Genomic DNA, 25464 nt, shown 5'->3' on the forward strand with positions numbered 1-25464 from the left:
GATCAGCCGTAATTAAACGACTGGAGCACGCCAGTCATCGGAACCCGAAGTACCGGATACTTCGTGGGTCCAGGTGATTTTGCGGTAGGTGAACTGCACTTCTTCCAGGTGGGTGAAGTGCGCGTTGCCTGGATCCTGGCAGTTGTGCATTTTGTTGTTGATGGCGACGATGATCGCGTCTTCCAGTTTGGTGGTGTAGTAGTGCTCTTGGGTACCTTGAGCCGAAGTGCGGTACCACTGGATAACGATTTCGCTCATGCGCTCGCCGGAGGTCAGAGCGGCTTGCAGCAGAGGCGAAGCCTTGTCGTAGACCTTGGTGATCACAACTGGCTTGTGAACGCGCTGACCGGTTGGCTGACCGGATTGCGGGTCACGCGGGATGATCACGTCGTGGGTGAAAGCCTGAACCATGACCTGGTCTTCGTGGCCTTCCTGGTAGGTGTTGCCAACGGAGTCGGCGGTGAAAGCGCCGGCAGTGATCAGGCCTTGTTTTTCGCCGGTAACCGACATGTACGCTGGTGTTGCCATGGGAGGTGCTCCTTGCGGATAAAGTTAGGGTGCCCGGGAGGCGAAATCGCCCGGTGGGTGCCTGACTGTTATCAAGGAGCGTGCCAGTTTTTTAGAAGCCTTATAAATCAACGGGTTGGAGCTGATTGGTGCCGGTTTTGACGAAAGCGGGCGGGGATTAAGGCAAAAAGTGCGCAAGAAGTTGCGCAGTGCTGCGCAACTTCTTGCGCACTTGGCTGGAGGCCTCGTAGCGCAAGGGTTTCAGAGGTTTTGTAGGAAGTTTAATACGGAGAACTGCGCAACTTCTTGCGCAGTATGGCTAATCGCCGCGTTATCGAGTCAACACCGCGAGGCAGTCCTCAATCGAGCGTTGCTGCGTCTCGGCATACAACCTCAATTCATCAATGGTCGAACGCCCCAGCGCCTGCTCGAACGCCTGTCGGTTGGAATGCTCGCCATAGTGCGTCTGCGCCGCATCCCCCAGGTTCGACTGAAAAATCCCTGCCGCACTGACTGGCAGGAAATCTTCGTACACCAGCGGTTCGGCTTTCACATAGCCGTCGCGTAATAACCCTTGCAGCGTTACATCTGCGGGACGACCTACTTTGTCTGTCGGGAAGTAACGGAAGTACGCCAATTCCTGCTCGCGCATGCCCTCGAGGCTGTCAGGGAATTCGCTGAAATGCTGCGCCATCAGCGCGTTGTAGCGTGAGGCGTTGGCTTCGTTGGGGAAATCCCCCAGTTCATCGCGCGCCGCATTCAGCAGGCGGTCGTACAGCGCCCGGCCCTTGGGGGTCAGCGCTGCGCCGCGTTGCTCGATTTCGCCGAAGCGGGCGCTGTGACTGCCGCGGGTTTGCGTCTGGTCGGTGAAGGCGATTGGCTCGTCCAGCGCCTTGAAGCTGGTCTGACGCAACAGAATCGGATGTTGCCGGCGCGGTGGGCCTTCGATCACCGCTTTGGGCGTAATGCCATGCAGCGGCATCTGCGCCTGAACAATGTCAATGTCCAGCGTGCGCGGGGTCAAGTGGTTAATATGCGGGCCCTTGAATGCAACGACATCGGCGATCAGACGATGCTGGGCGCTGAGGGTCTGGTACTGCGCGGCGGTGACGGTAGCGCTGTGGTGCCAGCGAAACGTCTCCAGCGCTTGCAGGACAAATTCCCCGGCCTCGGCTTCATTCAGGCCACCAGCAGACTCGGCCTGTTCGATCAGCTTTAGCGCCGCCGAGGTGAAGATCGAACGCTTATCCAGCACCGATGCAGCAAAGGCTCGCAACTCGGGGTCTTCAATCAATTCCAGTCGCAGCAACGAAGTGAACACCCGGAACGGGCTGACCTGCAGCGCCTCTTCATGCACCGCACGGAATGCCGTGGAATGTACCGGCACCCCGGCGGGCGTCAGGTCGTAATAACCCACCGGCTGCATGCCCATCACTGCAAACAGGCGGGCGAGGGTGGCCAGTTCAGCAGCGGTGCCGACGCGGATCGCACCGTGGCGTTCCATGTCCAGCCGTTCGATTTCGCCCGTGCTTTGCAGTTGATTGGCGACTTGCGGCTCGCGTGCCAGCACGTCGCGATTGGTCTGTTCCACCAATTCCATTAACGCGCCGTACAGCGGCACTTCTTCGCGGTACATGTCGGACATCGCTTTGGAGAAGCGTTGGCGGATCAGGTCGGGGCTGACGAAAGGCTGCACGGTCATGAAAAAAATTCCTGGCACGGTCACGTAAAGGATGTCGGAAAAGATCGCAGCCTTCGCCGACGCGGGCAAACGAAGAATCCTACGGACTTCATTCTGCCAACGACTGACCGTTTACCTGTCCTGACGTGAATGCTCCCCCAGAAACTCCTGGTACAGACGCGCTGTGTTCGAGGGCTGCTCGACCATCGGCATATGCCCGACGCCATCCCACACATCCACCCTCAGATTGGCGATGCCCTTGCTCCACACCGGCACACTGCTGACATCGATCAACCGGTCCTTGCGGCCCCAGAGCAGCAACGCCGGGCATTTGATGTCCGGCAACTTCGGTTCCATCGGCGGGCTGGCGCGAAAATCGCGGAAGATCTCTTCCAGTTCGTCTCGCTGTTGCTCGTAGCGCTGGGCAATGGCGTCGAGTACCAGACCCGGCACCCACGGTGGCGAGGCCATGGTCATGGCATAGAAACGTCGGAATTCTTCCCGGGAGTTGATGAGGAACGGATTGTGCCCACGAGCCAGGTGACGCTCCATGTCGCTGGCCTCGGGCGCAGTGACGCCCGCCGGGTCGATCAGCGCCACCGAAGCGATGCGGTCAGGGTAGGTCGCCGCCAGCCACGCGGCGATGTAGCCGCCCATCGAGTTGCCGATCACGTGGACCTTCTCGACGCCGCAGACGTCGAGCAACTGGATCATGCGCTTGGCTTGCACCGGAATGTCATAGCCACCGCCGGCCTTGAAGCCGGTTTCGCCGTGGCCGGCCAGGTCCGGGATGATCACTCGGTACTGGCCGACAAAATGCCGGGCGAAGCGCAACCACAGGTTTTTTTCGGCGCTGTAGCCGTGCAGCATCAAAATGCTGCTCGACGCTTCATAAGGCCCGCCTTGCCAGGTCGACACAGTCATTTCGGTAATCGGCACTTCAATCTTGTGCAACCGGTACAGCCTGGCCTCCAGGGCCGCACTCAGATCGTAGAGCCAGTGGCCGACCGCCGGATAACTCAACCAGCTCCAGGCCACGAAAACCGCGAGGGCGACAAACAGCAAAAGCATCGTGGATCTTCCTTGTTCAAGACAGAATGTGGTCGGCCGGTTTCAGCGCCCGGGTCAATCGGTGGTAGCTGAAACTGAAGCCGGGAAACATCGCGATCACATGACCGCTCCTGCTTTGATACCAACTGTGGCAGCCGCCGGTTTTCCAGACCGTGCGCTCCATTTCCCGGTGAATCATCTGAGTGTAGGTACGTTCCGCTTCGGGGCGAACTTCGATGCTGCGCAGACCTTTGGCCTGCAAGGTGCGGATGCAGTCGAGGATGTAGTTCATCTGCGATTCGATGATGAACAGCGCCGACGTATGCCCGATGCCGGTGTTCGGCCCGGTGACGATAAACAGGTTGGGAAAGTCCGGCAGGCTGGTGCCGAGGTAGGCGCGTGGGTATTGCGCCCAGACATCGCGCAGTTGCACGGCGTTTTTTCCCCTGACCGGATAGGAAATCACGCCGTCGGTGGCGTCGTAACCGGTCGACCAGACAATCAGATCGACGTCGATGTGCTGGCCGTCCGTGGTGACGATGCCGGTTTCGTCGAGGCTGGCGATACCCTGTTCGCGGCTGTGTAACGTGACGTTGGGTCGGGTCAGCGCCGGGTAGTAGGTGCTGGAGAGCAACACCCGTTTGCAGCCGATGGTGAAGTCCGGTGTCAGTTTTTTCCGCAACTGGGGATCAGTCACCTGGCGTTCAAGAAACTTCAGGGCCTGGCGTTGCACCATGTGAATCGCCGGTTTCGAATACTTGAAGGCGATGACCCGGGTTTCGAATTGCCAGTAAATCATCCAGCGCAGCAGTTTGTAGGCGGGTTTCAGACCCAGCAGCCAACGCTGGAATCGCCCGAACGTGCGGTCGGCGCGGGGCAGCACCCAGTGCGCTGTACGCTGAAACACGTGCATCCGGGCGACCTTCGGTGCAATTGCCGGAATCACTTGGGCCGCACTGGCACCGCTGCCGACAATCGCTACCCGTTTACCGTGATAGTCATAGCTGTGATCCCAATTGTTTGTATGAAAGGTCCTGCCCTGAAAGCGATCCTGACCGGGGAAGTGTGGGATGACCGGTTGGCTCAACGGCCCGGTGGCATTGATCAGGAACTGCGCATAAAAAGTGCCTTTCGCGCCGGTATGGACGGCCCAGCGTTTTTCGGCATCGTCCCACTCGACACATTCGACGTTGGCCTGCAACTCCACCCGGTCGCGCAGGCCGAAGCGTTCGACCACATGATCGGTGTAGCGGTGCAGTTCGGCTTGTTCAGCGAACATCCGGGTCCAGCGGTAAGGTGCAAACGACAAGGAATACAGCGGCGACGGCACATCCACCGCTGCACCGGGGTAAGTGTTCTGGCACCAGGTGCCGCCGAAGAAGTCCCGGCGTTCCAGCAAGCGAAAGTCGTCGATACCGGCCTTGAGCAGATTGACCGCCGCGCACTGGCCGCCAAAACCGCTGCCGATGATCAGCACTTGGTAGGTTTGCATGCGCCTCCTTCTTAGAGTCTTTTTTCCATTTTCTTCCTTTCATGTATAGCCAATCATTTGCCCGCCGTGTGTCGCCGATGACGGGGCATTCGGCCCGCTGGCCGGTGATGGCTATTTAACGTTGCCCTGTTAGACTCCCAGCACATACGGTCTGCGGTCTGCGCAGTGCCGTCGAGTGGTCGAGGCCCCTATGGGAAGATCGGGAGGAAAAGGACTTTCACTGGCCAGGAGGCTCTATACATCGCGAACCCTCGGGCTGGTCCTGGGGCTATTGTGCGTGAGCGTCGCGATGTACCCACTCGTCCCGCCGACCTGGGTCTGGGCGCTGATGCTGTTCAACGGCCTGGTCTGGCCGCACCTTGCGTATCAATGGGCCCGCCGGGCCAAGGTTCCCTATCACGCCGAACACCGTAACCTGTTGATCGACGCTTTCCTCGGTGGCTTCTGGGTCGCCGCCATGCACTTCAATCCCTTGCCCAGTGCCATGACCATTTCGATGATGGCGATGAACAACGTCGCCATCGGCGGCCTGCGTTTTCTGGTGGCAGGGGCGGCGGCACAGTTGCTTGGCGTCGGTGTCGGGCTGGTGGTATTTGCGCCCGCGTTCGTCCCGATGACCACACCGGCGCAACTCTATGCCTGTCTGCCGCTGCTGATGCTGTATCCGCTGGCGCTGGGCTGGATCTGCTTTCGCCAGGCCTACACCCTCGGCCTGCATAAACGTGAACTGCTGACCCTGAGCCGCACCGACAGCCTCACCGGTCTGCTCAATCACGGCGCCTGGAAGGATCAACTGGAAATCCAGTTTGAACGCTGCAAACGTCAGCAGACCGGCGCGACGATTGCGCTGATCGACATCGATCACTTCAAGGCGATCAATGACACCTACGGCCACGTGGCCGGCGATCTCGTCCTGCGTCAGTTGAGCAAGATGCTCAAGCAGAACCTGCGCATGGCCGATGTGGCGGGGCGCTACGGCGGCGATGAGTTTTGCGTGATGTTGCCGGACTTGCCGCTGTTTAACGCGGCGCAGGCGATGGAAGCGTTGCGTGAGCGTTTTTCCTTTCTGGTGTACGAACAGAACCCGGCGCTGAAAGTCAGCCTGAGCATCGGTCTGGCGGCGCTCGATCCCGCCCACGGTGATGCGACACGATGGCTGGATGACGCCGATCAGGCGCTGTACGAGGCCAAGGCCGGCGGGCGTAACCGGGTGATTTGCTGCAGCGACGACAAGCCACGGCGCCAGGTATTCGATTCGGTCTGAACGGATCGGGTGTCGCATCCGGGATAGAGCCTTGGGGGTATGTGAGGTACGGTTCAGTACCCGACACGAAACAAGGATTGATTCATGACGTTCAAATTCCCCCGTTCCCTGCTGGCCGCCGGTCTCGGTCTGACCCTCTCTTTCACCACCGCAGGCGCCTTCGCCGAACCGCACAAACAAGTGCTGGCCGACGCCGAGCAATACAAATCCGAAGCCCTGAAACTGCTGGAACGCCTGGTCAATATCGACTCCGGTTCCGGCGATGAAAAAGGCCTCAGACAAGTCAGCGAAATCGCCATCGATGAGCTGAAAAAGCTCGGCGCCACCATCGAACTGGTGCCCAACTCCCCGGAAAAGACCAACCATGTACTCGCCTCGCTCAAAGGCACCGGCAAGGCGAAGATCCTGCTGATGGCGCATATGGACACGGTGTTCAAGGAGGGCTCCGCTGCCGAGCGACCGTTCCACATCAAGGACGGTCGCGCTTACGGGCCGGGGGTGATGGACGACAAGGGCGGGATCGTCGCCGGCATCTACGCGCTGAAAATCCTCAAGAACCTCGACTTCAAGGATTACGCGCAAATCACTTTTCTGCTCGATGCCAGTGAAGAAACCGGCTCGGACGTCGCCACTGACCTGATCAAGAAAACCGCCAGGCTGCACGACGTGACGCTCAATCTCGAGCCGGGCCGTCCGGCAGATGGGCTGGTGGTGTGGCGCAAGGGCAGCGCCACCGCACTGGTCGAGGTCAAGGGCAAGGCTGCCCACGCCGGTGTCGCGCCGGAACTGGGACGCAACGCGGCGATGGAAGCGGCGCATCAGATCCTGCAACTGGGCAAGCTCGGCGATGAAGCCAGGAAAACCACCATCAACTTCACCGTGCTCAAGGCGGGTGATCGCACCAACGTGATCCCGGATCAGGCCACGGCCAAGGCTGACGTGCGGGCGGCAGTGCCGGAAGAGTTCGACCGGATCGAGAAGGATCTGGCGCGGGTGTCTCAGGACAAGCTGATTCCTGACACCGAAGTGAAGACTTCATTGCAACGCGGCCTGCCACCGATGCCGCAGACGGCGGAGTCGGATCGTTTGATGGCGATGGCTCAAGGGATCTACGGCGAGATCGGCCGCAAGTTGACTGAAGAAGGCAGCGGCGGGGCGGCGGATGCGAGCCTGTCGGCCGGGGTGGGTACGCCGACGCTGGATGGGTTCGGGATTGTTGGCGGCAACATTCACACGCCGGAGGAATATGCGGAGGTGGAAAGCGTTGCGCCGCGGATTTATCTGTTGTCGCGGATGATTATGGAGTTGGCGAAACAGTAACGGCAGCTAGCGGTTTTGCGGCGGGCGCCATGCGAGTGGGACTCGTAATGGCGTCGGGCCGCTCTGCCTCTTTGTCGCGTGTTGCGAGGTTACTCTTTGACGCTCATGTATTCCTTGGCCCAGAGGATGTATTCCTCAGGCTGGGTGTAGGTGTGGGTCAGCTCGGTGGCGCTCAGGTCCGAGGCCTGGGTGAAGATCTGGCGTTGTTCGCGCAGGCTGTCGTAAGTCGCCTTGATCGCCGCGAAGTAGGCACCGTGGCCGTCGATGGTTACTCGCACACCCAGTTCGGCCAGGCGTTTGTCGTCGCGCAGCGCCGGGTTGCCGTAGGTCACCAGCATCAGCGGCACGGTCAGGTGTTCGGCGATCTGCTCGAGCTGATCGAAGTCCTGAATCCCGACCATGCAGATACCATCAGCGCCAGCGGCCTGGTACTGCTTGGTGCGGCTGATGATTTCCTGATTCGGCAGGATGCCGGCGTTGGTTCGGGCGATGATCGCCATTTCCGAATCGACCCGGGCTTCCAGTGCCGCACGGATCTTGCCGACGCCTTCGGCGACGGTGATCAGGTCGGTGGATTTACGGCCAAATTGTGCTGGCAGCAGGGTGTCTTCAATGGTCAGCGCAGCGACGCCGGCGCGTTCCAGTTCGACGATGGTGCGCATCACGTTCAGCGCGTTGCCGTAACCGTGGTCGGCGTCGGCGATCACTGGCAATTGGGCGACGCGGCCGATGCGGGTGGCCTGTTCAGCGAATTCGCTGAGGGTGATCAGGGCAAAGTCCGGAGCGCCCAGAACCTGCAACGAGGCGACCGAGCCGCCGAGAATCCCTACTTCAAAACCCAGGTCAGCGGCGATGCGGGCGGACATCGGATCGAACACCGAGGCGGTGTGATAGCAGGTGTCGGAAGCCAGCAACTGACGGAAGTTACGGCGCAAATCTTGATGAGAAAGCCTGGTCATACGAGTTCCACCAATACAAAGGAATGGAAAGGCTTGAGCAAAGGTGTCAACGCCGAAGGTGAAAAGGCTATCACGCCAATGGGTCAAGGATCATGACGAATTAACGAGGAAGTTAACCAGGAAAAACCTGTTCAGGCTTTCTTGCTGCAGGCAGAGGCGCTCAGGCCGCCACTGCCTGCAGCTGTTGATTGGGCAGCGGCACCGCCCGTACGGAGTTGCCCGGCTGCAATTGCAGGCGTTTGGCGGTGAGGCGGTCAACCACCAGATTGCTGCCGACCCGGCGTCCCGGAGCGACGGTAATGCGGCAGTTTTCCAGACGCCGGTTGTGGATCAGCCACAGCGGTGCCTGTTCGTCCGGCGTGCCGATGCTCAGGGTCAGTTCCAGGCTGTCACGCACGGTGCGGATGCTGCCGATCGGTGCTTCGATCACCGGGCCGCCGTCGAAGATGTCGATGTAGCCTTTATGGGCGAAGCCCTCGGACTGGAGAATTTTCAGTGCCGGTTCGGTGTTGGGGTGGGCCTGACCGATCACGGCCTGGGCCTGTTCGGTGAGCAGGCAGGTGTACAGCGGCTGACGCGGCATCAGTTCGGCGATGAAGGCCTTGTTGCCCAGCCCGGACAGGTGGTCGGCATGGCTGAAGTCCATCTGGAAGAAGTGCCGCCCAAGGCTGTCCCAGAACGGCGAACAGCCTCGTTCGTCGGCAGTGCCGCGCAGTTCGGCGATCATTTTCTCGCCGAACAGGTGCGGGAATTCGGCGACAAACAGCAAGCGCCCCAGCGACAGCAGACGTCCATTGCTGCCGTGGCGCTGGTCGTGGCGCAGGAACAGCGAGCACAGCTCCGATTGGCCGGTCAGTTCATTGTTGAGGAACAGCGTCGGGATCTGCCGCTGAATGCCCAGGTCCGGCGCCGAGCTGACCGTCAGCCCGACCCGATAGTTGTACCAGGGCTCGCGCAGGCCGACAGCCCCGGCCAGGGCACTGACGCCGACCACTCGCTGTTCGTCGTCTTCAAGCACGAACAGGTAATCGGCATCGGCCCGCTCGACCTGCTCGGCGAAGGTGCGCTGTGCCCAGCGTACCCGGTGGGCCAGGCGATCTTCATTGGCGGGCAGGGTGGTGAACCCCGGCCCGGCCTGTAGCACCAGTGTCATCAATGCAGGCAGGTCGCTGACTTGAACCGGACGGACAATCATGCTGCAACTCCTTTTGCGCGCCTGCTCGGGCACTGTCGTTGGGTAGAGGCGCGGTTCACAGGGCGATCACCCGGATCGTGCCGCCAGCGCGGACGTTGAGTGCCGCGCACAGGGCTGGGTCCAGTGCCAGGGGCTGATCGGGCTGGTAATCCAGCTCGGCGACCACCGCCCGAAAGCCATGCAGAGCATCGTTGCTCACCAGATAGTGGCCGCGTGCATCGATCAGGGGAGCTTCCTGAACCGTAGCGGTCTGGCTTTGCGCGATCGAACGGATGTTGGCGGTGCGTGCATACAAGGTCGGGCCCGCATCGAACAGATCGATGTAGCTGTTGGTTTCAAAACCCTCGCGCTCAAGAATGTCGAAGGCTTCCTGGCCGTCCGGGTGGACGCGGCCGATGCAGTCCTGCGCCGCCTGCGGCAGCATCGGCACGTAGATCGGGTATTGCGGCATCAGTTCGGCGAGAAACGTACGGCTCTGCAAGCCGCACAGGCGTTCGGCCTCGACGTAGGGCAGGTCGAAGAAATGTTTGCCCAGCGCATCCCAGAACGGTGAATGCCCTTGCTCGTCGCTGTAGCCGACGATTTCGGTAATCACCGCTTCGGCAAATCGCGGCGCGTGGGCGGCGATGAACAGCAGGCGTGCCCGCGAAAGCAATTCGGAAAACGGCGTGCGGACCAGCGCTTCATCGATGTGAAAACCGCGCAGCAGCGTATGTCCGCTCAGGTCGTGGCACAGCGACAGTGCCGGCACGCCGTGTTCGATGTTCAGCTCTCGCGAAGCACTGGTGAAGTGGCGGTTGCGCAGGCTGTAGAACGGTTCGTCGTGGCCGGCGGTGGCGAGAATTTCGGAGCATCCGACCAGGCGGCGGCTGTCCAGGTCTTCCAGCACGAAGAAGTAATTCTCCGGGCCCTGGACCGCCGCATCGCTGTCAAACGAGGCGCAGGACGCTGCGATTTTTTCGCCCAGACGCTCGCTGTCGTCCGGCAGGGAGGTGACGCCCACCAGGCTGTCGCGCGCCAATTGTTGCAATTGAGGCAGGTCGTTTGGCTCGACTGGACGTAAGACCAGCATGGATGCACTCCTGTATCAAAAAGGTTCGGCCCATTCGCCGAACCTGACTATCACTGTCGGTTTCCACGCGTTAAAGCGGCGGTCGCCTGATTTGTTGTCAGACGCCGCCCTTTTTCTTGTCAGCCATTGCTCGGGTCGGGCAGCGCGGTACTGGCGCCGAGTTTGTTCAGGAAGAACAGATACACCAGACCCAGGGCGATCCAGATCAGGCCGAGTTTTTGTGCATCGACGCCCATGTTGTACATGATGGCCGCGACGATGATGAAGCCGATCACCGGGCAGATCAGGTGACGAATCACCTGGCCGGACTTCTGCCGGCGCCAGTAGTAATTGATCACGGTCAGGTGCAGCAGCATGAAGCCGCTCAGGGCGCCGAAGTTGACCAGCGAAGTCAGGGTGTCCACCGAATTGATGAACAGGTAGCAGATCACCAGCGACAGCACCGCCACCAGATAAATGCTCAGGTAAGGCGTGTTGTGTTTCGGGTGGACCTTGGCCAGCACCTTCGGCAACTTGCCGTCGCGGGCCATGCCGAACAGCAGGCGCGAGACCGCCGCTTGCGAAGTGATCGCTACCGCCACGCCCCAGGCCAGGGCCGTGGCCACGCCGGTCAAAGTCGCCAGCCAGCTGCCGGCGGCCATTTCGGCGATTTCATAGAACGCGGTGTCGGCGGACTTGAAGCCCATGCCGGCGGCCAGATCGGTGGCGATCCAGGTCTGTACGACGAAAATTGCGCCCATCACTACCAGAGTAATCAACGCTGCTTTGCCGACGCTGCGGCCCGGATCACCCTTGATCTCTTCGGCGAGGGTGGAGATTGCATCGAAGCCGAGGAACGACAGCACCGCAATCGACACCGCTTGCATCAGCAAGGCGAAGTTGAAGGTTTCCGGGTGATACAGCGGCGCGAGGGTCAACTGACCGTTGCCGCCACCGTTGTGCAGGGCGTTCCAGGCGTAGAACAGGAAAATCCCCAGCACCACGAGCTGCGCCAGCAGGAACAGGATGTTCATGCGGGCGGTGAAGGTAATGCCGCGCAGGTTGACGAAGGTTGCGCTGACCAGGAACGCCAGAATGAAACCGACTTTAGGGATGTCCGGGTACAGGTGGTTGAGCGCCATTGCCGCGTAGACGTAAAGCAGCGGCGGAATCAGCAGGTAATCGAGCAGCATCAGCCAGCCGGCGATGAAGCCGACGTGTTGATTCAGGCCCCGTTGCGCGTAGGAGTACACCGATCCGGCAACCGGAAAGGCCCGCGCCATGCTGCCGTAGCTCAGCGCGGTGAAAACCATTGCCACCATGCCGATGATGTACGCCAGGGGCACCATCCCCGGTGCCTCGGCGTTGACGTAGCCATACACCCCGAACGGGGCAATGGGGATCATGAAGATCATCCCGTACACCACCAGGTCGGTGAGTGTCAGGCTACGTTTCAACTCCTGTTTGTAGCCAAACTCTTCTATTTCCATGAAGCGCAACTCCTTGTCAGCCAATCGTTCGTTTTAGTTGTTATGTCGGTCCGTCGTTTACAGCGTCAGCAGTGGTTACAACAATTCTTACAGCAATGGCGCCAGATAATTCGCCCAGCGGGTCACCGCTTCCGGGCTGCGCAGCAGGTCGTTGCGCACTTCGATCAACACCGATTCCAGGCCTCGCGCATCGCCGTGCACCGGCACGGTCATGTCGCCCAGCGGGTCGATCTTGTACGGCTGGTTACCGGCGACTTTCAGCGGGTGCTTGCCGAGACCGTCGAGCATCTGTCGGGCATAGGCCTTGGCCTGGCCGAACAACACGCCGACTTCCAGCTCGCGCGGCTGGCCGTAGTACACCGGGGTGAAACTGTGAATGCCTACCACGCGTACCGGCCGACCTTCGGCCAGACGTGCATCGATCAGTTGCTGCAGCCGCGTGTGAAACGGCTTGAACAGGCACTGGCGACGGTATTCGCGGGTGGCCTCGTCAAGCTCGCGGTTACCCGGCACCTGATAGATCTCGCTCTGCGCCGGGATGCTGTCGGGTGCATGCCGGGGGCGGTTGAGGTCGATCAGCAGACGCGAATAGTTGGCGCTCAGCAGTGTGGCGCCGATTTTTTCCGACAGTTGCTCGGCCAGTTCCAGCGCACCGATGTCCCAGGCAATGTGTTCGCGCGCCGCGGTGTCATCCAGGCCCAGATTGTTCAGGGCCTCCGGGATGTAGCGGCTGGCGTGTTCGCACACCAGAATCAGCGGGTGCGTCGAATCTTCACGGCTCAGGTTGTAGACCGGTCGGGTGTACAACCCCAACTCGGCGGATTCAGTACAGGCGTGCATAGTGCTCACACAGGTCAGCGGGCGAGAGCTGTTCCGTCAGCGCCAGTTCCTCGGTTTTAAGGGCGAAAAAAGTCTCGAGCAACGCGCTTGGCAGCGCTTCGATCAGCGCTTCACTGCGACGCAGGCAATCCAGTGCCTGGGCCAGGGAGGCGGGCAGGGCAACGATGCCCCGGGCCTTGCGTTGTTCATGGTTGAGTGAATCGGGGATTTCATCGGTGATCGCGTTCAGTGCCAGACGCTGTTCGATGCCCAGACGTCCGGCGATCAGCAGCGCGGCCATTGCCAGATGCGGCGAGGCGGTGGCGTCCATGGCGCGGAATTCCAGGTTGTATTGCTTTGCCACGGGTGTGTTGCCCAGGCTCACGGTCGGGCAAATACGCAGCGCGGCTTCGCGATTTTGCTGGCCGAGGCAGGCGTACGACGCGCTCCAGTGGTGCGGCTGCAAACGCTCGTACGACACCGGCGTCGGTGCCGTGAACGCACACAGCGCCGGCAAATAATGCAGCACGCCCGCCGCCCAGTGCTGGCCGAGGGTCGACAGACCATTGCTGGTGCCGGCGTCGTAGAGCATCGGCTGACCGGCCGGATCGAGCAGGCTGACGTGCAAGTGAACGCCGTTACACACCGCGTCGGCGGCGGTCTTCGGCGCAAAGCTCAGATCCAGGCCCATTTGCCGGGCAATTTCGCGGGTGATCTCGCGCACGTTCACCGCGCGATCCGCCGCCGCCACACCAAGGGTCGGGCGGCAGGTGATTTCGTATTGGTGCTTGCCGTATTCGGGCAGGAACATCTCCGGCTCGACACCTCCGGCGCGCAGCGCGCTGAGCAACCATCCACCGAATTCGGCGCCCTGGCGCTGGGCTTCGAGCGAGAACGCCAGATGTTCGGCAAACCCGGCGTGCAGATTGAATTCGTGTTCGAACGCGGCGTTGACCTGCAAGCCGAGTTCATCGCGATAGCGCTCGACCTCGTTGCGCAACAGAGTGCGCGGGCAGGCTGCCCATGGTCGGCCGTCGGTCTCGCGGATGTCACCGTGAATGAAGTCCAGCGCCGGGGCGGCGGCGTCCGGGCCGTTGCCGACGGTGACGCGGCTGGCCAGATCGGGAATCAGCCGCAAATCGCCATAAGCGCCCCACGGACTGGTCGAAGCGATGATGTCCTGCGGCGTCAGCGCGCTGTTGGCGGGCACCCAGCCACAACCGGCGGCCTGATAGTGCTCCAGCTCATCGGTGGGAAACGAACGGCCTCGAGTGACGCCGATCAGGTCGGTGGTGACGATGGTGGTCATCGGCAACGGCGACAGGCGTTCGGTCATGGCTGCATCTCCTGCAACCGGCCAAGCACGGTGTCGGTGTCGGTGATCCAGCAGTAGCCCTTGATCGCATTCAGGCAAGCGTCGTGGCGCGCTTCGGTGTAGGTCGCGCAGGCGTCGGCCACCAGGGTGACAAGATAGCCACGGTCGGCGGCGTCGCGCACGGCCATGTCCACGCACTGGTCGGTGACGATGCCGGCGATGATCAAGTGGCGGGTTTCGAGGTTGCGCAGCACGTAGTCGATGTTGGTCGAGTTGAAGACCCCGGACGAGGTCTTCGGCAGCACGATTTCGTTTTCCGCAGGCGTCAGTTCAGCGATGACCTGTGCCTGCGGGCTGCCCTTGGGCAGATGCATGTCCGACAGTTTGTGATCCAGCGAGCGGTCGCGGCCATCGGCGGTCAGGCTTTCGATCAGGGTGTGCAGTACGTTCTGCCGGGTGTCGCGGAAGGCGTTGAGCAGCCGAACCTGATTGGGCACCACTTGCGAGCGCGTGCGGTTGAGGAAGTACGCGGCGTCCGGGCCTTCGAGGTGCGGGTCGAACTGGGGCTCAAGCCAGGCTCGCTGCATGTCCACCAGCAACAGCGCGGTGTGGTCGGTGACAAACGGCAGGTCCCGTGGCGAGCGATGGGGAAGACTGAACATCCTTATTTATCCTCCAGCAAGTGGGTGTCGAAGTCGTTGCGCAGGGCATCGATACCTTCCAGGCGATCGGCCAGGTCCGGGCAGCGCAGGGTCAGGCAAGCGATCAGCGCTTCAACCTGAGCGAGCGCCGGAACCATGGTGTCGAACGGCGAAGCCGACTCCACCGGAGCGCTGATGATCATGTCGGCCAGTTCGCGCAGCGGCGAGGCATAGATGTCGGTGAACAGCACGACGCGGGCGTTGCCGTTTTTCGCGGCGCTGGCCACGCGCAAGGCCTGGGTCTGGTAGCGGCGATAGTCGAAAACCAGCACCACGTCCTGGCGTTGCAGGTCGAACAGGCGATCCGGCAGCTGCGCGTTGTCCTCCAGCGCAAAACAGCCGGGGCGCAGCAGTCGCAAATGGTTGAGCAGGTAGGTCGCCATCAGACTGCTGAAGCGCCCGCCGAAGCAGTAGACCTGATGGCGGGTGTCGAGCAGCCAGTCGGCGAGGATCCGCACGTCTTCCGGTTGGGTCAGGGCTTGGGTTTCGGCCAGCAGGTTATGGCTGTGAGCCAGATAATGGCTCCAGGCATCGTCCTTGTTCTGATGCGAACGCGGCTGCAACAGCGTGCGCGGTGAGCGCAGGCGATGGTCCATATCGCTGAGCAGGGCGTCCTGGAATTCGGCGTATCCGCCGAAGCCGAGCTTTTTAACCAGCCGCACGATGGTCGGATCGCTGACGCCGGCATGTTCGGCCAGGCGCGCCATCGGGCCAAGCCCGTTGCGTGGATACTGATCGAGCAAGGCGCGAACGACTTTGCGCTCCGACGGCGTCAGATCAAGGCCGGGGTCGGTGATCAGGTCTCTTAGAGGGGGCATCCGGGCTCCTGCTGGATGGGGGGGTGTTGAATTCGCTTCATAATCCTTTAAAACAGTATTTATGTAACTGGCGCTACATGTCTAGCGAATTTTTTGGTGTTTAGACCGAGCCCCAAAATGGGGCGGGATGCCCGTAACGCAAGGGTTACACCGCTGTCGATCAGTCTTGTAGTCCATTGCCCATAGTGGTGTCAGACAATTGCACTATCACACTTCAGGCCATCCGGTCGACTTGCTTGGAGCCTCCTGTTTTACGGCACAATTGCCGCTCCATCCGCGATTGCGTTGATGGTTGTCCTGTCTTCCAGCCGAGTGACTCCCCGTGCAGACCACCCGTTTGACATTGATCTGCCATGCCAGAACCGTCGCACAAAAATTGGCGTGTTTTCCTACGAACGAACCTGTTGAAGAAACGGAGTTGGCGTCCTGTTCGCTGGCTTCGCGTTTCGCCATGGCATCTCGTCTGATTTGTGGCCCGGAGCTGCGCAGCCGTCAGACGGCAGCGTGGTTTGGCCATGAAGCGCACGTCGATGAGGCCCTGCGTGATTGCGACTGGGGCCGGTGGCAAGGTCAATCGCTCAAGGACTTGCAACGAAACGAACCCGAGGCCTTGCAAGCGTGGCTCGAAGATCCGCACGCCGCACCCCATGGCGGTGAGTCGGTGGCGCAGCTGCGTGAAAGGGTGGACGCGTGGCTGGTTGCACTGCAAGCCACGCCGGGGCATGTGGTGGCGGTCACTCATCCGTTCGTGATTCGCGCTGCATTGATTCAGGTTGTGCAGGGCGAGGCGTTTCACAGCCTCGATGTCGAACCGCTGGCGGCGGTCGAGCTGCGGTTTGCCGGGCGCTGGCGACTACGCTTGTCCGGCATGAACCTGGAAGGAGCAGAGCAATGAAGCGATTGCTGGTGATCGGCATCGGTGCCGGCAACCCGGACTACATCACGATGCAGGCGGTGAAGGCGCTGAACCGGGTGGACGTGTTTTTCCTGATGGACAAGGGCCAGAGCAAGGACAAGTTGATCGACCTGCGGCGGGAAATCTGCGAGCGCTATATCACCGATCGTACGTACCGTTTCGCCGAAGCCCACAGCCCGGAGCGCGAGCGCGGCGATGTGGACTACAACGCCAGTGTCGATGAGCTGAACCGTGCCAAGCAGCAAACCTTCGAACACCTGATCAATGACGAATTGTCTGACGGGCAGTGCGGCGGTTTTCTGGTGTGGGGCGATCCGGCGCTGTACGACAGCACGATTCGCATCCTGCAGGCGATTCTGGCCTCGGGGCGATGTGCGTTTGAATTCGAAGTCATTCCCGGCATTACCAGCGTTCAGGCCTTGGCGGCACAGCACAAGGTGCCGTTGAACACCATCGGTCGTTCGATTGAAATCACTACCGGCCGGCGCCTGGCAGCGGGGAAGGTGAGTGACACGGACAGTCTGGTGGTGATGCTCGATGCCGAAGATTCCTACCACCACGTGGCGGATCGGGAGACAGAGATTTACTGGGGCGCCTACCTCGGCACGCCGGATGAAATCCTTATCAATGGCAAGCTCGGCGCTGTTGCCGATGAAATCGAACGGGTGCGCAAGGCTGCCCGGGCCGAGCATGGCTGGATCATGGACACCTATCTGTTGCGCAAGCCTTGACCTCCCGACCGAAGCGCTCGCGATACACCGACGGTGGCACCCCGACCACGCTGCGAAACGCCACACGAAAGCTTTCCACCGAGCGATAACCACAGCGCAGGGCGATCTGCTCGGTGTTCTGCGGCGTGCTTTCCAGCAACTCACGGGCCCGGGCCAGACGCTCGTGTTGCAACCAGGCCTTGGGTGACTGGCCGCTGGCCTCCGTGAATTTGCGCAGGAAGGTGCGTTCGCTCATCGCCGCTTCGCTGGCCAGATCGCGCACCTCCAGCGGTTCATGCAGGCGCTCGCGGGCCCACTGCATCACGCGCGACAGGTCGCTGCGCGGCGTCGGGCTGACTGGGGTGGGAATGAATTGCGCCTGGCCGCCGGTGCGCTGCGGCGACATCACCAGCCGTCGTGCCACCGCGTTGGCGATCTGGGTGCCGAAGTCCCGCGCCACCAGATGCAGGCAGGCGTCGATCCCGGCTGCACTGCCGGCCGAAGTAATCAACTGGCCGGAATCGACGTAAAGCACATCCGGGTCGACATCAATGGCCGGAAAGCGCTCGGCCAGCTCCGAGGCGTAGCGCCAGTGAGTGGTGGCGCCATGCCCGTCGAGCAGGCCGCTGGCTGCCAGCACAAAGACGCCCGAGCAGATCGACAGCAACCGGGCGCCGCGTGAATGCGCATCACGCAAGGCTTCGAGCAAGGCCTCCGGCACTGGCGCACTGCGGTCGCGCCAGCCGGGAATGATGATGGTGCGCGCCTCTGCCAACAGCTCAAAACCGCCATCGGCCAGCACCTGAATACCGCCCATGGCACGCATCGGGCCTTGATCGACCGCCGCAATGCAGTGCTCGTACCACGGAAAATCGAACTCCGGCCTGGCCAGGCCGAAGATCTCCACGGCGATACCGAACTCGAATGTGCAGAGGCCGTCGTAGGCCAGAATTGCGACCAATCCAGGTGAATCAGGCATTTGGCGGAAAATTCCCGGTGAGTGTCTTGTGCGCCACTGTAGCGGCAAGCGACGGCTCGATAAAGTCTGTTCATCCCCACAGACAAAGGAGTGATTCAACATGCCCAGCCTGGTTCGCGAAATTCCTGCAGCGCCTTCGGCCGTTGCCCTGATGCATTTCAGCAACCGTCTGACTTTCGAAACCGACTGTTCCGACGTCTTCAGCAGCCAGCAGGCTGGCGAGGTCGATTTTGTCCTGGTAGACGTGCGCGGGCCGCTGGCCTTCGAGCGTGGGCATGTGCCGGGGGCAATCAATATTCCCGGGCGTTTGCTGACGGCGGAGGGGCTGGTGGCCTACTCGAAAAACACGCTTTTCGTGGTCTATTGCGCCGGTCCCCATTGCAATGGCGCCAATAAGGCCGCGGTGAAGTTGGCGGCGTTGGGTTATCCGGTCAAGGAGATGATCGGCGGGGTGACCGGATGGCTGGATGAAGGCTTCCAGTTGAGTGTTGCGACACCACGCGCCGCCACCGCCCCGATCGCCTGCGATTGCTGATAATCGGAAAGTTGCCGCTTTGGCGGCAGCTTTTGTCGGCTTTGTCCTACAAGGCTTGCACCGCTCTGGCGCACGCTTTTCCCATGTGACGGCAGTCGCCGATTTTCTGTAAGTATTTGTCGCTTAAAAACAATTTGCCCCGTGCGCGCCGCCATAGACTGCCGGCCACTTCGGTTTCTTTGCGCGACACAGCCCAAGGCCGAACCTGACAATCGAAAGCTGCCAATAAAAGCCTCCGCACACGGGAGTAATAAATGAAAAAGCTGGTTATGTTCGGTGCCCTGGCACTGTCGATGTTGTCCCTGACCGCCGTGGCCGAAGACGCCAAACCGATCCGTATCGGTATCGAAGCCGGTTACCCGCCATTCTCGATGAAAACCCCTGACGGCAAACTGGCCGGTTTCGACGTGGACATCGGCGATGCGCTGTGTGAGCAGATGAAAGTCAAATGCACCTGGGTCGAGCAAGAGTTCGACGGCCTGATCCCGGCGCTGAAAGTGAAGAAGATCGACGCGATCCTGTCCTCGATGACCATCACTGACGACCGCAAGAAAAACGTCGATTTCACCATCAAGTACTACCACACCCCGGCGCGCTTCGTGATGAAGGAAGGCTCTGGCGTGAAAGACCCGCTGGTCGAACTCAAAGGCAAGAAAGTCGGCGTGCTGCGCGCCAGTACCCACGACCGTTACGCCACCGAAGTGCTGGTGCCGGCCGGCATCGAGCTGGTGCGTTACGGCTCGCAGCAGGAAGCCAACCTGGACATGGTCTCCGGTCGTATCGACGCGATGCTGGCCGACTCGGTCAACCTGAGCGACGGCTTCCTGAAAACCGATGCAGGCAAAGGCTTTGAATTCGTCGGCCCGACCTACGAAGACGCCAAGTACTTCGGCGGTGGCGCCGGTATCGCAGTGCGTAAAGGCGATACCGAGCTGGCAGAGAAATTCAACACGGCCATCAATGAAATCCGCGCCAACGGCAAGTACAAGCAAGTGCAGGACAAGTACTTCGACTTTGACGTGTACGGCCATTAATACGCCGTAGAAAAAGTGGCCCCGTTGACGCGGTGGCCACTTTTTTTTCGCCCGTGATTTATCCTGTCAGCACATTTTCAATGCGGTCACTGCGTTGGCAGCGACCACAGAATTTCCGGAGTTCCCCATGCAACGCATCGACCATCTTCTGCCCTGGAGCCACCTGGGCAGCGAACGTTCCCTGAGCGTGTTCCGTTACGGCGCCGGCCCGCGCAAGGTCTACATCCAGGCCAGCCTGCACGCCGATGAACTGCCGGGCATGCGCACCGCATGGGAGCTGAAAAAGCGCCTGGCCGAACTGGAAAGCAACGGCCAGTTGCAAGGCGTGGTCGAACTGGTGCCGGTGGCCAACCCGATCGGTCTCGATCAGCATCTGCAAGGCAGCCACATGGGGCGCTTCGAGCTGGGCAGCGGCAAGAACTTCAACCGCTCCTTCGTCGAACTCAGCGTGCCGGTGGCCGAGCGTATCGGCGAGCAGTTGGGCGGTGATGCCCAGGCCAACATTGCGTTGATCCGCCAGACCATGGGCCAGATCCTCGACGAACTGCCAGCGCCAGCCTCGCAACTGGAAGCGCTGCACCGCCTGTTGCTGCGCCACGCCTGTGAGGCCGACATCACCCTCGATCTGCATTGCGATTTCGACGCCGCGATTCATCTTTACGCACTGCCGCAACACTGGTCGCAGTGGCAATCCCTCGCCGCACGCCTGAAGGCTGGCGTGGCACTGTTGTGTGAAGACTCCGGCGGCAGTTCGTTCGACGAGTCGTGCTCCTCGCCGTGGTTGCGCCTGGCCCGGGCCTTCCCGAACGCTGCGATTCCACCGGCCAACCTCGCCACCACCCTGGAACTGGGCAGCATGGGCGACACCCGCGTCGATCAGGCTCAGGCCAATTGCGAGGCGATCCTGGGCTTTTTGGCCGAGCAGGGCTTCATCAGCGGCGAATGGCCGAAGGCGCCGCAAGCCTGCTGCGAAGGCATGCCGTTCGAAGGCACCGAATACCTGTTCGCCCCGCACCACGGCGTGGTGAGTTTCCTGCGCGATGCCGGTGAATGGGTCGAGCGCGGCGATGCGCTGTTCGAAGTGGTCGACCCGTTGAACGACCGCGTGACCACCGTGCGCGCCGGCACCAGCGGCGTGTTGTTCGCCATCGATCGCGGTCGCTACACCCAGCCGGGTATCTGGCAGGCGAAAGTGGCGGGGCGCGAGCCGATCCGGGCGGGCAAGCTGATCAACGACTGATACCCCGTCATCCGGATCACAGTGTTAGGCTCTGCCCCGAACCCTGCACTGTGTGAAGGAAGGCTTATGTTGAAGGTGTTTGCGCTGTTGACGCTGCTGGCGTCCACTGCCGTTCAGGCTCAGACCTCGCTGCAAAACGATCTGCCGCTCAACTACCTGGCCCAGGTGCACCCGGACGCCGAACAGCGTCCGCTGGTGATTTTCCTGCACGGCTATGGCAGCAACGAAGCGGACTTGATCGGCATGAAATTCCAGTTGCCCAAGCAGTACAACTACCTGTCGGTGCAGGCACCGATGGCATTGGGAGACGGGCGTTTCCAGTGGTTTCGCAAGAAAGGCGAAGGCGCCTACAACGGCGAGACCGATGATCTGAAGGCCAGCAGCCAGAAACTGCGGGACTTTATCGCCGCTGCGGCGCAGAAATATCACGCGCTACCGGACAAGGTGTACCTGATCGGCTTCAGCCAGGGCGCGATGATGACCTACGAGGTCGGGCTGCGGCAGCCGGCGGTGGTGGGCGGCATCGCCGCGTTGAGCGGGCGAGTGTTGCCGGTGCTCAAGGGTGAGCTGAAGTCAGAGCAACAGCATCCGCCGCTGGCGATCTTCATCGGCCATGGCACGGCGGATGACCGCGTGCCTTACAGTGGCGCCACAGCGGCCAAAGCGCTGCTGGAGAAACTGGATTACAAACCGCAACTTCATGCCTACCCCGGCGTTGGCCACAGTATCAGTGCGGCCGAACTGCGGGATCTGAACGACTGGCTGCAGCAACTCAATCCCTGAGCATCACTTTTCCTTGAGGATGGTTTTCACCAGCGCCTCGTGACCGCTCTTGTCGCTGACCCGGGAAATCACCTGGACCAGCGCCATGCGCGTGCCGGAGCCGGCCAGCAATGTGGTGTTGAGAGTCTGGCCGCCGCCCTGGGTGGCGGTGCTGTCGACCTGACGCAAGCCCAGGCCATTGCCTTTGCGGGTCAGGCTCTTTTCGCTGAGTTTGTTGAAGTCGGGCATCGCCTTGTGCTGGGCATCGATGAAATCGGACACCGTGCCGTCGAGGAACGCGCTGTCGTTGTCCTTGACGTTTTTGCCTTCGGGAATCTGGTTTTCGGCGACGATGACCACAGTCTTGGTGGCGTCGTTGCTGTACATGGTGCCCTTGGCACCGGTCGGCCCGGCTGGCAGCGGATCGCCGACGAAGCCTTTGGGCAGAACAAAACTGAACTTGCCGTCGAGCATCGAGACTTTCTCGGTGACAGCCTTCTCTTTGGCCTTGGCTGCCTGAGCATTGATGGCGCCGAAACCGGCCACCGCCGCCAGCAACAGGACGACGGCTTTCTTGCTAAGCAATGACATTCGAATCTCCGAGGGATGGTCGCGCTTGGGCGGCGATCATCCCATGGAGCGTGCCCGGCACTCCAGCGCGGTTTGTCCGGTCGGGGTCAGTTCGGTGACGGTGCCGGCGCCGGTCTGGCCAACAGTTGCCGGGTGACGCCCAGCATCGCCACCGAAACGGCCACCGCCACCACGAAACCGCCGAAACCCAGGCTTGGAACCGTCAGCGCCAACACCAGACAAAACGCCGAAAACGAATACATCCCTGTCGCCGTCGCTCGCAACAATGCGGCGGTAAATGCCGGGCCCCGGGTCTGCTGGGAAAACACCGCCATCACGCTGCCCAGCACCGGGAACACCGCGAGCAGACCGCTCCAGCGCTCGCCGACGGTACTGGCCAGCATCGTCACTACCAGCGTCAATGCCGCCCCGGCGATCATCCGCCAGACCAGTTTGTCCGACTTCGGCGCCGGACCGCCGACCACCGGTTGCACCTTGGGAAACAGGTAAGGCGCAGCAAGAAGGGCGGTCGCAGCGGCAGCGATGGAGAAGGGCAGCGACGCCGGAATCAGCGACAGGATCAGCGCCAACACGGCCCAGACCGATAAAGAAACAACCAATGCCAACGGCCAGTTGGCGCGCTGAGCAACCTGCGCGTAAGTGACACAAAACGCGATCATCGCAAACATGGCCGACAGCGCCGCAATCGCCGATTGCGCGGCGAACGCCGGTCCTTGCTCGATGGCGAGGAAAAACAGAATCGGCCCGACCACCACCGGCAATCCCGACAGCCACCCGGCGACACTGGGGCCCCAACGCTTGCCGGCGAGGGAAATCAGCAGCAGGAATCCGGGAATCAGCAGCAGTTTGAGAATCAGCACGCAGGTCGCTCCATCGGGTCAATGAGGGCCACGTTAGCACTGTCGTTGGTGGATTGCTGCAAATGCATGCAATAAATGTATACAAAGTGCCGGGCGTGATCGCCGACTATGCTCTGACTATCAGGGTTTACCGGAGTCATTACCGCGATGAGCAGAACACCGAAGGTGTTGAGTGGATGTTGCGGAATCGGCTTGTGGGCGCTGTTACTGACGCCGACCTGGGCCAGTTGGCAGGATGCGGTGCCGGGTGCGCAGATCATCGGCACCGGGGATTTCAGTGTGTTCGGTTTCGACATTTATAACGCTCGGCTGTGGAGTGCCGCGCGTCCACTGGCCGACGGTCAGCCCTTTGCCCTGGAATTGATCTACCGGCGCAACGTGTCTCGCGATGATCTGGTCAAGGCCAGTGTCGATGAGATCAAACGCCTGGCCGGTGCTTCCATCAGCCCGGCGCAATTGGCGGTCTGGCAGGCCCAGATGCAGCAATCGTTCGTCGACGTCCAGGCCGGCACGCGGATCACCGGGGTGTATCTGCCGGGGCAGGGCGCGCGGTTTTTTGTCGGTCAACAGTTGCAGCATGAAATCGATGATCCGCAGTTTGCCCGAGCGTTTTTCGACATCTGGCTCGACCCGCGCACGCGCAGTCCCCAGTTGCGCCAGCAATTGCTTGGCAATGCGAAACCCTGAGCGCAGCACATCTGCTCTTGGGCACGCCGACTGAAACGTCTAAGCTGCGTCTTTCGACTTGTTTCTGGATGTGTGCGTGAAATTCAGCTTGCCCAAAATCGCCACGGCGCCGTTCTGCCCGCCGGAGGTGGCCGGCAGTGTCCCGGTCGACCCCAATGCCTCGTTCTTCAAACGCGTGTTGCGTTTTGCCGGTCCCGGTCTGCTGGTGTCGATCGGCTACATGGACCCGGGCAACTGGGCCACCGCGATCGAGGCCGGTTCGCGTTTCGGTTACAGCCTGTTGTTCGTGGTGTTGCTGGCGAGCCTGTCGGGCATGGTCGTGCAATGTCTGTGTTCGCGGCTGGGTATTGCCACCGGGCGTGACCTGGCGCAGCTGTCCCGCGAGCGTTACAGCACTCCGACTGCGCGGCTGCAATGGGTGCTGGCGGAAATCTCGATCATCGCGACAGACCTGGCAGAAGTACTCGGCTGCGCGCTGGCGTTTCACTTGCTGCTGGGTTGTTCGCTGACGTTCGGTATCGCGCTGACAGCGTTCGATACGTTGCTGGTGCTGGCCCTGCAAAACCGTGGCTTCCGCCGACTGGAAGCGATCATGCTGGTGCTCGTGGGCACCATCGGCGCGTGTTTCTTCGTTGAATTGCTGCTGATCAAACCGTACTGGCCAGACGTCGCCCAAGGTTTCAAACCGTCACTGTCGGCGATCAGCGATGCGGCGCCGTTGTATCTGGCCATTGGCATCCTCGGCGCCACCGTCATGCCGCACAACCTGTACCTGCACACTTCGATCGTGCAGACGCGACTGATCGGCAAGGATCTGGCCAGCAAGCAGGACGCGGTAAAACTGGCGCGCATCGACACCATCGGTTCGCTGGCGCTGGCGTTGCTGGTCAATGCGGCGATCCTGATTCTCGCGGCGGCAGCCTTCCATCAGTCCGGGCACACCGATGTGGTCGATATTCAGGACGCCTATCACTTGCTCGACCCGCTGGTGGGCGGCGCGCTGGCCAGCGTGCTGTTCGGTGTGGCGTTGCTGGCTTCGGGGCAGAGTTCGACCTTCACCGGCACCATCGCAGGACAAGTGATCATGGAAGGGTATCTGAATCTGCGGATTCCCTGCTGGCAGCGGCGCCTTATAACCCGTGGGCTGGCGTTGATTCCGGCGTTCATCGGCGTATGGCTGATGGGGGACGGCGCGGTGGGCAAGTTGCTGGTGCTGAGCCAGGTGGTGTTGAGCCTGCAATTGCCGTTTGCGCTGTATCCGCTGATTCGCATGACCAATGACAAACAGCTGATGGGGCCGTTTGTGAACCGGTTGCCTACCAAGGTTCTGGCGTGGGGATTGTTTGCGCTGATCAGCGGAGCCAATGCGTGGCTGATTCTGCAAATGGCCGTTTGATTCGCTGAACCGCAGGCGAAAAAATACCCGGTGCGACGTGAGCCGTACCGGGTTTGTTGCCAACGGGCAGTGGATGTCGTGGATCCGCCGCC

26 protein-coding genes are annotated in these 25464 nt (G+C 61.2%); 10 read left to right on the forward strand and 16 right to left on the reverse strand.

The genetic code is table 11. The features are described from left to right. Positions 1-12: 12 nt before the first annotated feature. From CAF79_RS16325 to CAF79_RS16340, 4 genes are all read right to left on the reverse strand, one after another. On the reverse strand, positions 13-528 hold the full coding sequence (locus tag CAF79_RS16325) for an Hcp family type VI secretion system effector (protein ID WP_007949952.1): 516 nt from the start codon (positions 526-528) through the stop codon (positions 13-15). A gap of 310 nt (positions 529-838) precedes the next feature. Next, a complete protein-coding gene (locus CAF79_RS16330) occupies positions 839-2209 on the reverse strand; it encodes a VOC family protein (protein ID WP_085698639.1) in 1371 nt (456 codons plus the stop codon). Positions 2210-2320: 111 nt separating this feature from the next. Further along, a complete protein-coding gene (locus tag CAF79_RS16335) occupies positions 2321-3259 on the reverse strand; it encodes an alpha/beta fold hydrolase (RefSeq protein WP_085698640.1) in 939 nt (312 codons plus the stop codon). Positions 3260-3275: 16 nt separating this feature from the next. Next, the gene (locus tag CAF79_RS16340) at positions 3276-4730 is read right to left on the reverse strand and encodes an NAD(P)/FAD-dependent oxidoreductase (RefSeq protein WP_085698641.1); all 1455 of its coding nucleotides are present in this window, start codon (positions 4728-4730) and stop codon (positions 3276-3278) included. Between the two features lie 190 nt (positions 4731-4920). On the opposite strand from CAF79_RS16340, the gene CAF79_RS16345 reads away from it, so the two are divergent. Beyond that, positions 4921-5994 (forward strand): diguanylate cyclase, encoded by a 1074-nt coding sequence (locus CAF79_RS16345; RefSeq protein WP_085698642.1) that lies wholly within the window; start codon positions 4921-4923, stop codon positions 5992-5994. An 84-nt stretch (positions 5995-6078) separates the two neighbouring features. Beyond that, positions 6079-7314 carry a M20/M25/M40 family metallo-hydrolase gene (locus CAF79_RS16350; protein WP_085698643.1) on the forward strand — a complete coding sequence of 412 codons (1236 nt, stop codon included), beginning with the start codon at positions 6079-6081 and terminating at the stop codon, positions 7312-7314. Positions 7315-7403: 89 nt separating this feature from the next. Here the strand turns inward: CAF79_RS16350 and CAF79_RS16355 are convergent, their stop codons facing one another. From CAF79_RS16355 to CAF79_RS29475, 9 genes are all read right to left on the reverse strand, one after another. Beyond that, entirely contained in the window at positions 7404-8273 is an 870-nt protein-coding gene (locus CAF79_RS16355; protein WP_007956238.1) for an oxaloacetate decarboxylase, read from the reverse strand. A 160-nt stretch (positions 8274-8433) separates the two neighbouring features. Continuing rightward, on the reverse strand, positions 8434-9468 hold the full coding sequence (gene astA, locus CAF79_RS16360; protein WP_085698644.1) for an arginine N-succinyltransferase: 1035 nt from the start codon (positions 9466-9468) through the stop codon (positions 8434-8436). Positions 9469-9523: 55 nt separating this feature from the next. Continuing rightward, positions 9524-10540: an arginine N-succinyltransferase gene (locus CAF79_RS16365; RefSeq protein ID WP_085698645.1), complete on the reverse strand. Its 1017-nt coding sequence runs from the start codon at positions 10538-10540 to the stop codon at positions 9524-9526. A 119-nt stretch (positions 10541-10659) separates the two neighbouring features. Further along, the gene (locus CAF79_RS16370) at positions 10660-12009 is read right to left on the reverse strand and encodes an APC family permease (protein WP_085698646.1); all 1350 of its coding nucleotides are present in this window, start codon (positions 12007-12009) and stop codon (positions 10660-10662) included. Positions 12010-12096: 87 nt separating this feature from the next. Continuing rightward, on the reverse strand, positions 12097-12849 hold the full coding sequence (locus CAF79_RS16375; protein WP_085698647.1) for an N-formylglutamate amidohydrolase: 753 nt from the start codon (positions 12847-12849) through the stop codon (positions 12097-12099). Further along, entirely contained in the window at positions 12833-14164 is a 1332-nt protein-coding gene (locus CAF79_RS16380) for a glutamine synthetase (RefSeq protein WP_085698648.1), read from the reverse strand. Before CAF79_RS16380 ends, CAF79_RS16375 begins: the two co-directional genes overlap by 17 nt. Next, positions 14161-14805 (reverse strand): isochorismatase family cysteine hydrolase, encoded by a 645-nt coding sequence (locus tag CAF79_RS16385; RefSeq protein WP_085698649.1) that lies wholly within the window; start codon positions 14803-14805, stop codon positions 14161-14163. Before CAF79_RS16385 ends, CAF79_RS16380 begins: the two co-directional genes overlap by 4 nt. A gap of 2 nt (positions 14806-14807) precedes the next feature. Beyond that, on the reverse strand, positions 14808-15662 hold the full coding sequence (locus CAF79_RS16390; protein ID WP_085698650.1) for a MurR/RpiR family transcriptional regulator: 855 nt from the start codon (positions 15660-15662) through the stop codon (positions 14808-14810). Positions 15663-15869: 207 nt separating this feature from the next. Beyond that, positions 15870-16115 (reverse strand): hypothetical protein, encoded by a 246-nt coding sequence (locus tag CAF79_RS29475; RefSeq protein ID WP_227235644.1) that lies wholly within the window; start codon positions 16113-16115, stop codon positions 15870-15872. On the opposite strand from CAF79_RS29475, the gene CAF79_RS16395 reads away from it, so the two are divergent. After that, entirely contained in the window at positions 16000-16557 is a 558-nt protein-coding gene (locus CAF79_RS16395; protein WP_256579286.1) for a histidine phosphatase family protein, read from the forward strand. The genes CAF79_RS29475 and CAF79_RS16395 overlap by 116 nt on opposite strands. Then, positions 16554-17309 carry a precorrin-6A synthase (deacetylating) gene (gene cobF, locus CAF79_RS16400; RefSeq protein WP_085698652.1) on the forward strand — a complete coding sequence of 252 codons (756 nt, stop codon included), beginning with the start codon at positions 16554-16556 and terminating at the stop codon, positions 17307-17309. The genes CAF79_RS16395 and cobF overlap by 4 nt, the downstream gene beginning before the upstream one ends. On the opposite strand, the gene ftrA is transcribed toward cobF, so the two are convergent. After that, complete coding sequence (ftrA, locus tag CAF79_RS16405; RefSeq protein ID WP_085698653.1) at positions 17278-18267, reverse strand: transcriptional regulator FtrA; 990 nt, start codon at positions 18265-18267, stop codon at positions 17278-17280. The two genes, cobF and ftrA, sit on opposite strands and share 32 nt — an antisense overlap. A gap of 100 nt (positions 18268-18367) precedes the next feature. Between ftrA and CAF79_RS16410 the strand changes: the two genes are divergently transcribed. The 4 genes from CAF79_RS16410 (at position 18368) to CAF79_RS16425 (ending at position 21859) form a co-directional block, all read left to right on the forward strand. Further along, positions 18368-18802, forward strand: a complete 435-nt coding sequence (locus CAF79_RS16410; protein WP_085698654.1) for a rhodanese-like domain-containing protein — start codon at positions 18368-18370, stop codon at positions 18800-18802. A 254-nt stretch (positions 18803-19056) separates the two neighbouring features. Next, on the forward strand, positions 19057-19836 hold the full coding sequence (locus tag CAF79_RS16415; protein WP_085686295.1) for an ABC transporter substrate-binding protein: 780 nt from the start codon (positions 19057-19059) through the stop codon (positions 19834-19836). Positions 19837-19963: 127 nt separating this feature from the next. Continuing rightward, positions 19964-21076, forward strand: coding sequence for a succinylglutamate desuccinylase/aspartoacylase family protein (locus tag CAF79_RS16420; RefSeq protein ID WP_085698655.1), 1113 nt, complete (start codon positions 19964-19966; stop codon positions 21074-21076). A gap of 66 nt (positions 21077-21142) precedes the next feature. Continuing rightward, complete coding sequence (locus CAF79_RS16425) at positions 21143-21859, forward strand: alpha/beta hydrolase (protein WP_085698656.1); 717 nt, start codon at positions 21143-21145, stop codon at positions 21857-21859. A 3-nt stretch (positions 21860-21862) separates the two neighbouring features. Here the strand turns inward: CAF79_RS16425 and CAF79_RS16430 are convergent, their stop codons facing one another. Both CAF79_RS16430 and CAF79_RS16435 read right to left on the reverse strand, forming a co-directional pair. Then, positions 21863-22429 carry a hypothetical protein gene (locus CAF79_RS16430; protein ID WP_085698657.1) on the reverse strand — a complete coding sequence of 189 codons (567 nt, stop codon included), beginning with the start codon at positions 22427-22429 and terminating at the stop codon, positions 21863-21865. Between the two features lie 86 nt (positions 22430-22515). Then, the gene (locus tag CAF79_RS16435; RefSeq protein WP_085698658.1) at positions 22516-23289 is read right to left on the reverse strand and encodes a hypothetical protein; all 774 of its coding nucleotides are present in this window, start codon (positions 23287-23289) and stop codon (positions 22516-22518) included. 147 nt (positions 23290-23436) lie between these two features. Between CAF79_RS16435 and CAF79_RS16440 the strand changes: the two genes are divergently transcribed. Continuing rightward, positions 23437-23976, forward strand: a complete 540-nt coding sequence (locus CAF79_RS16440; protein WP_085698659.1) for a chalcone isomerase family protein — start codon at positions 23437-23439, stop codon at positions 23974-23976. A gap of 127 nt (positions 23977-24103) precedes the next feature. Then, the gene (locus CAF79_RS16445) at positions 24104-25372 is read left to right on the forward strand and encodes an Nramp family divalent metal transporter (protein WP_371917931.1); all 1269 of its coding nucleotides are present in this window, start codon (positions 24104-24106) and stop codon (positions 25370-25372) included. Positions 25373-25464 lie beyond the last annotated feature (92 nt).

The organism is Pseudomonas sp. B26(2017) (assembly GCF_002113045.1).
Classification (GTDB): domain Bacteria; phylum Pseudomonadota; class Gammaproteobacteria; order Pseudomonadales; family Pseudomonadaceae; genus Aquipseudomonas.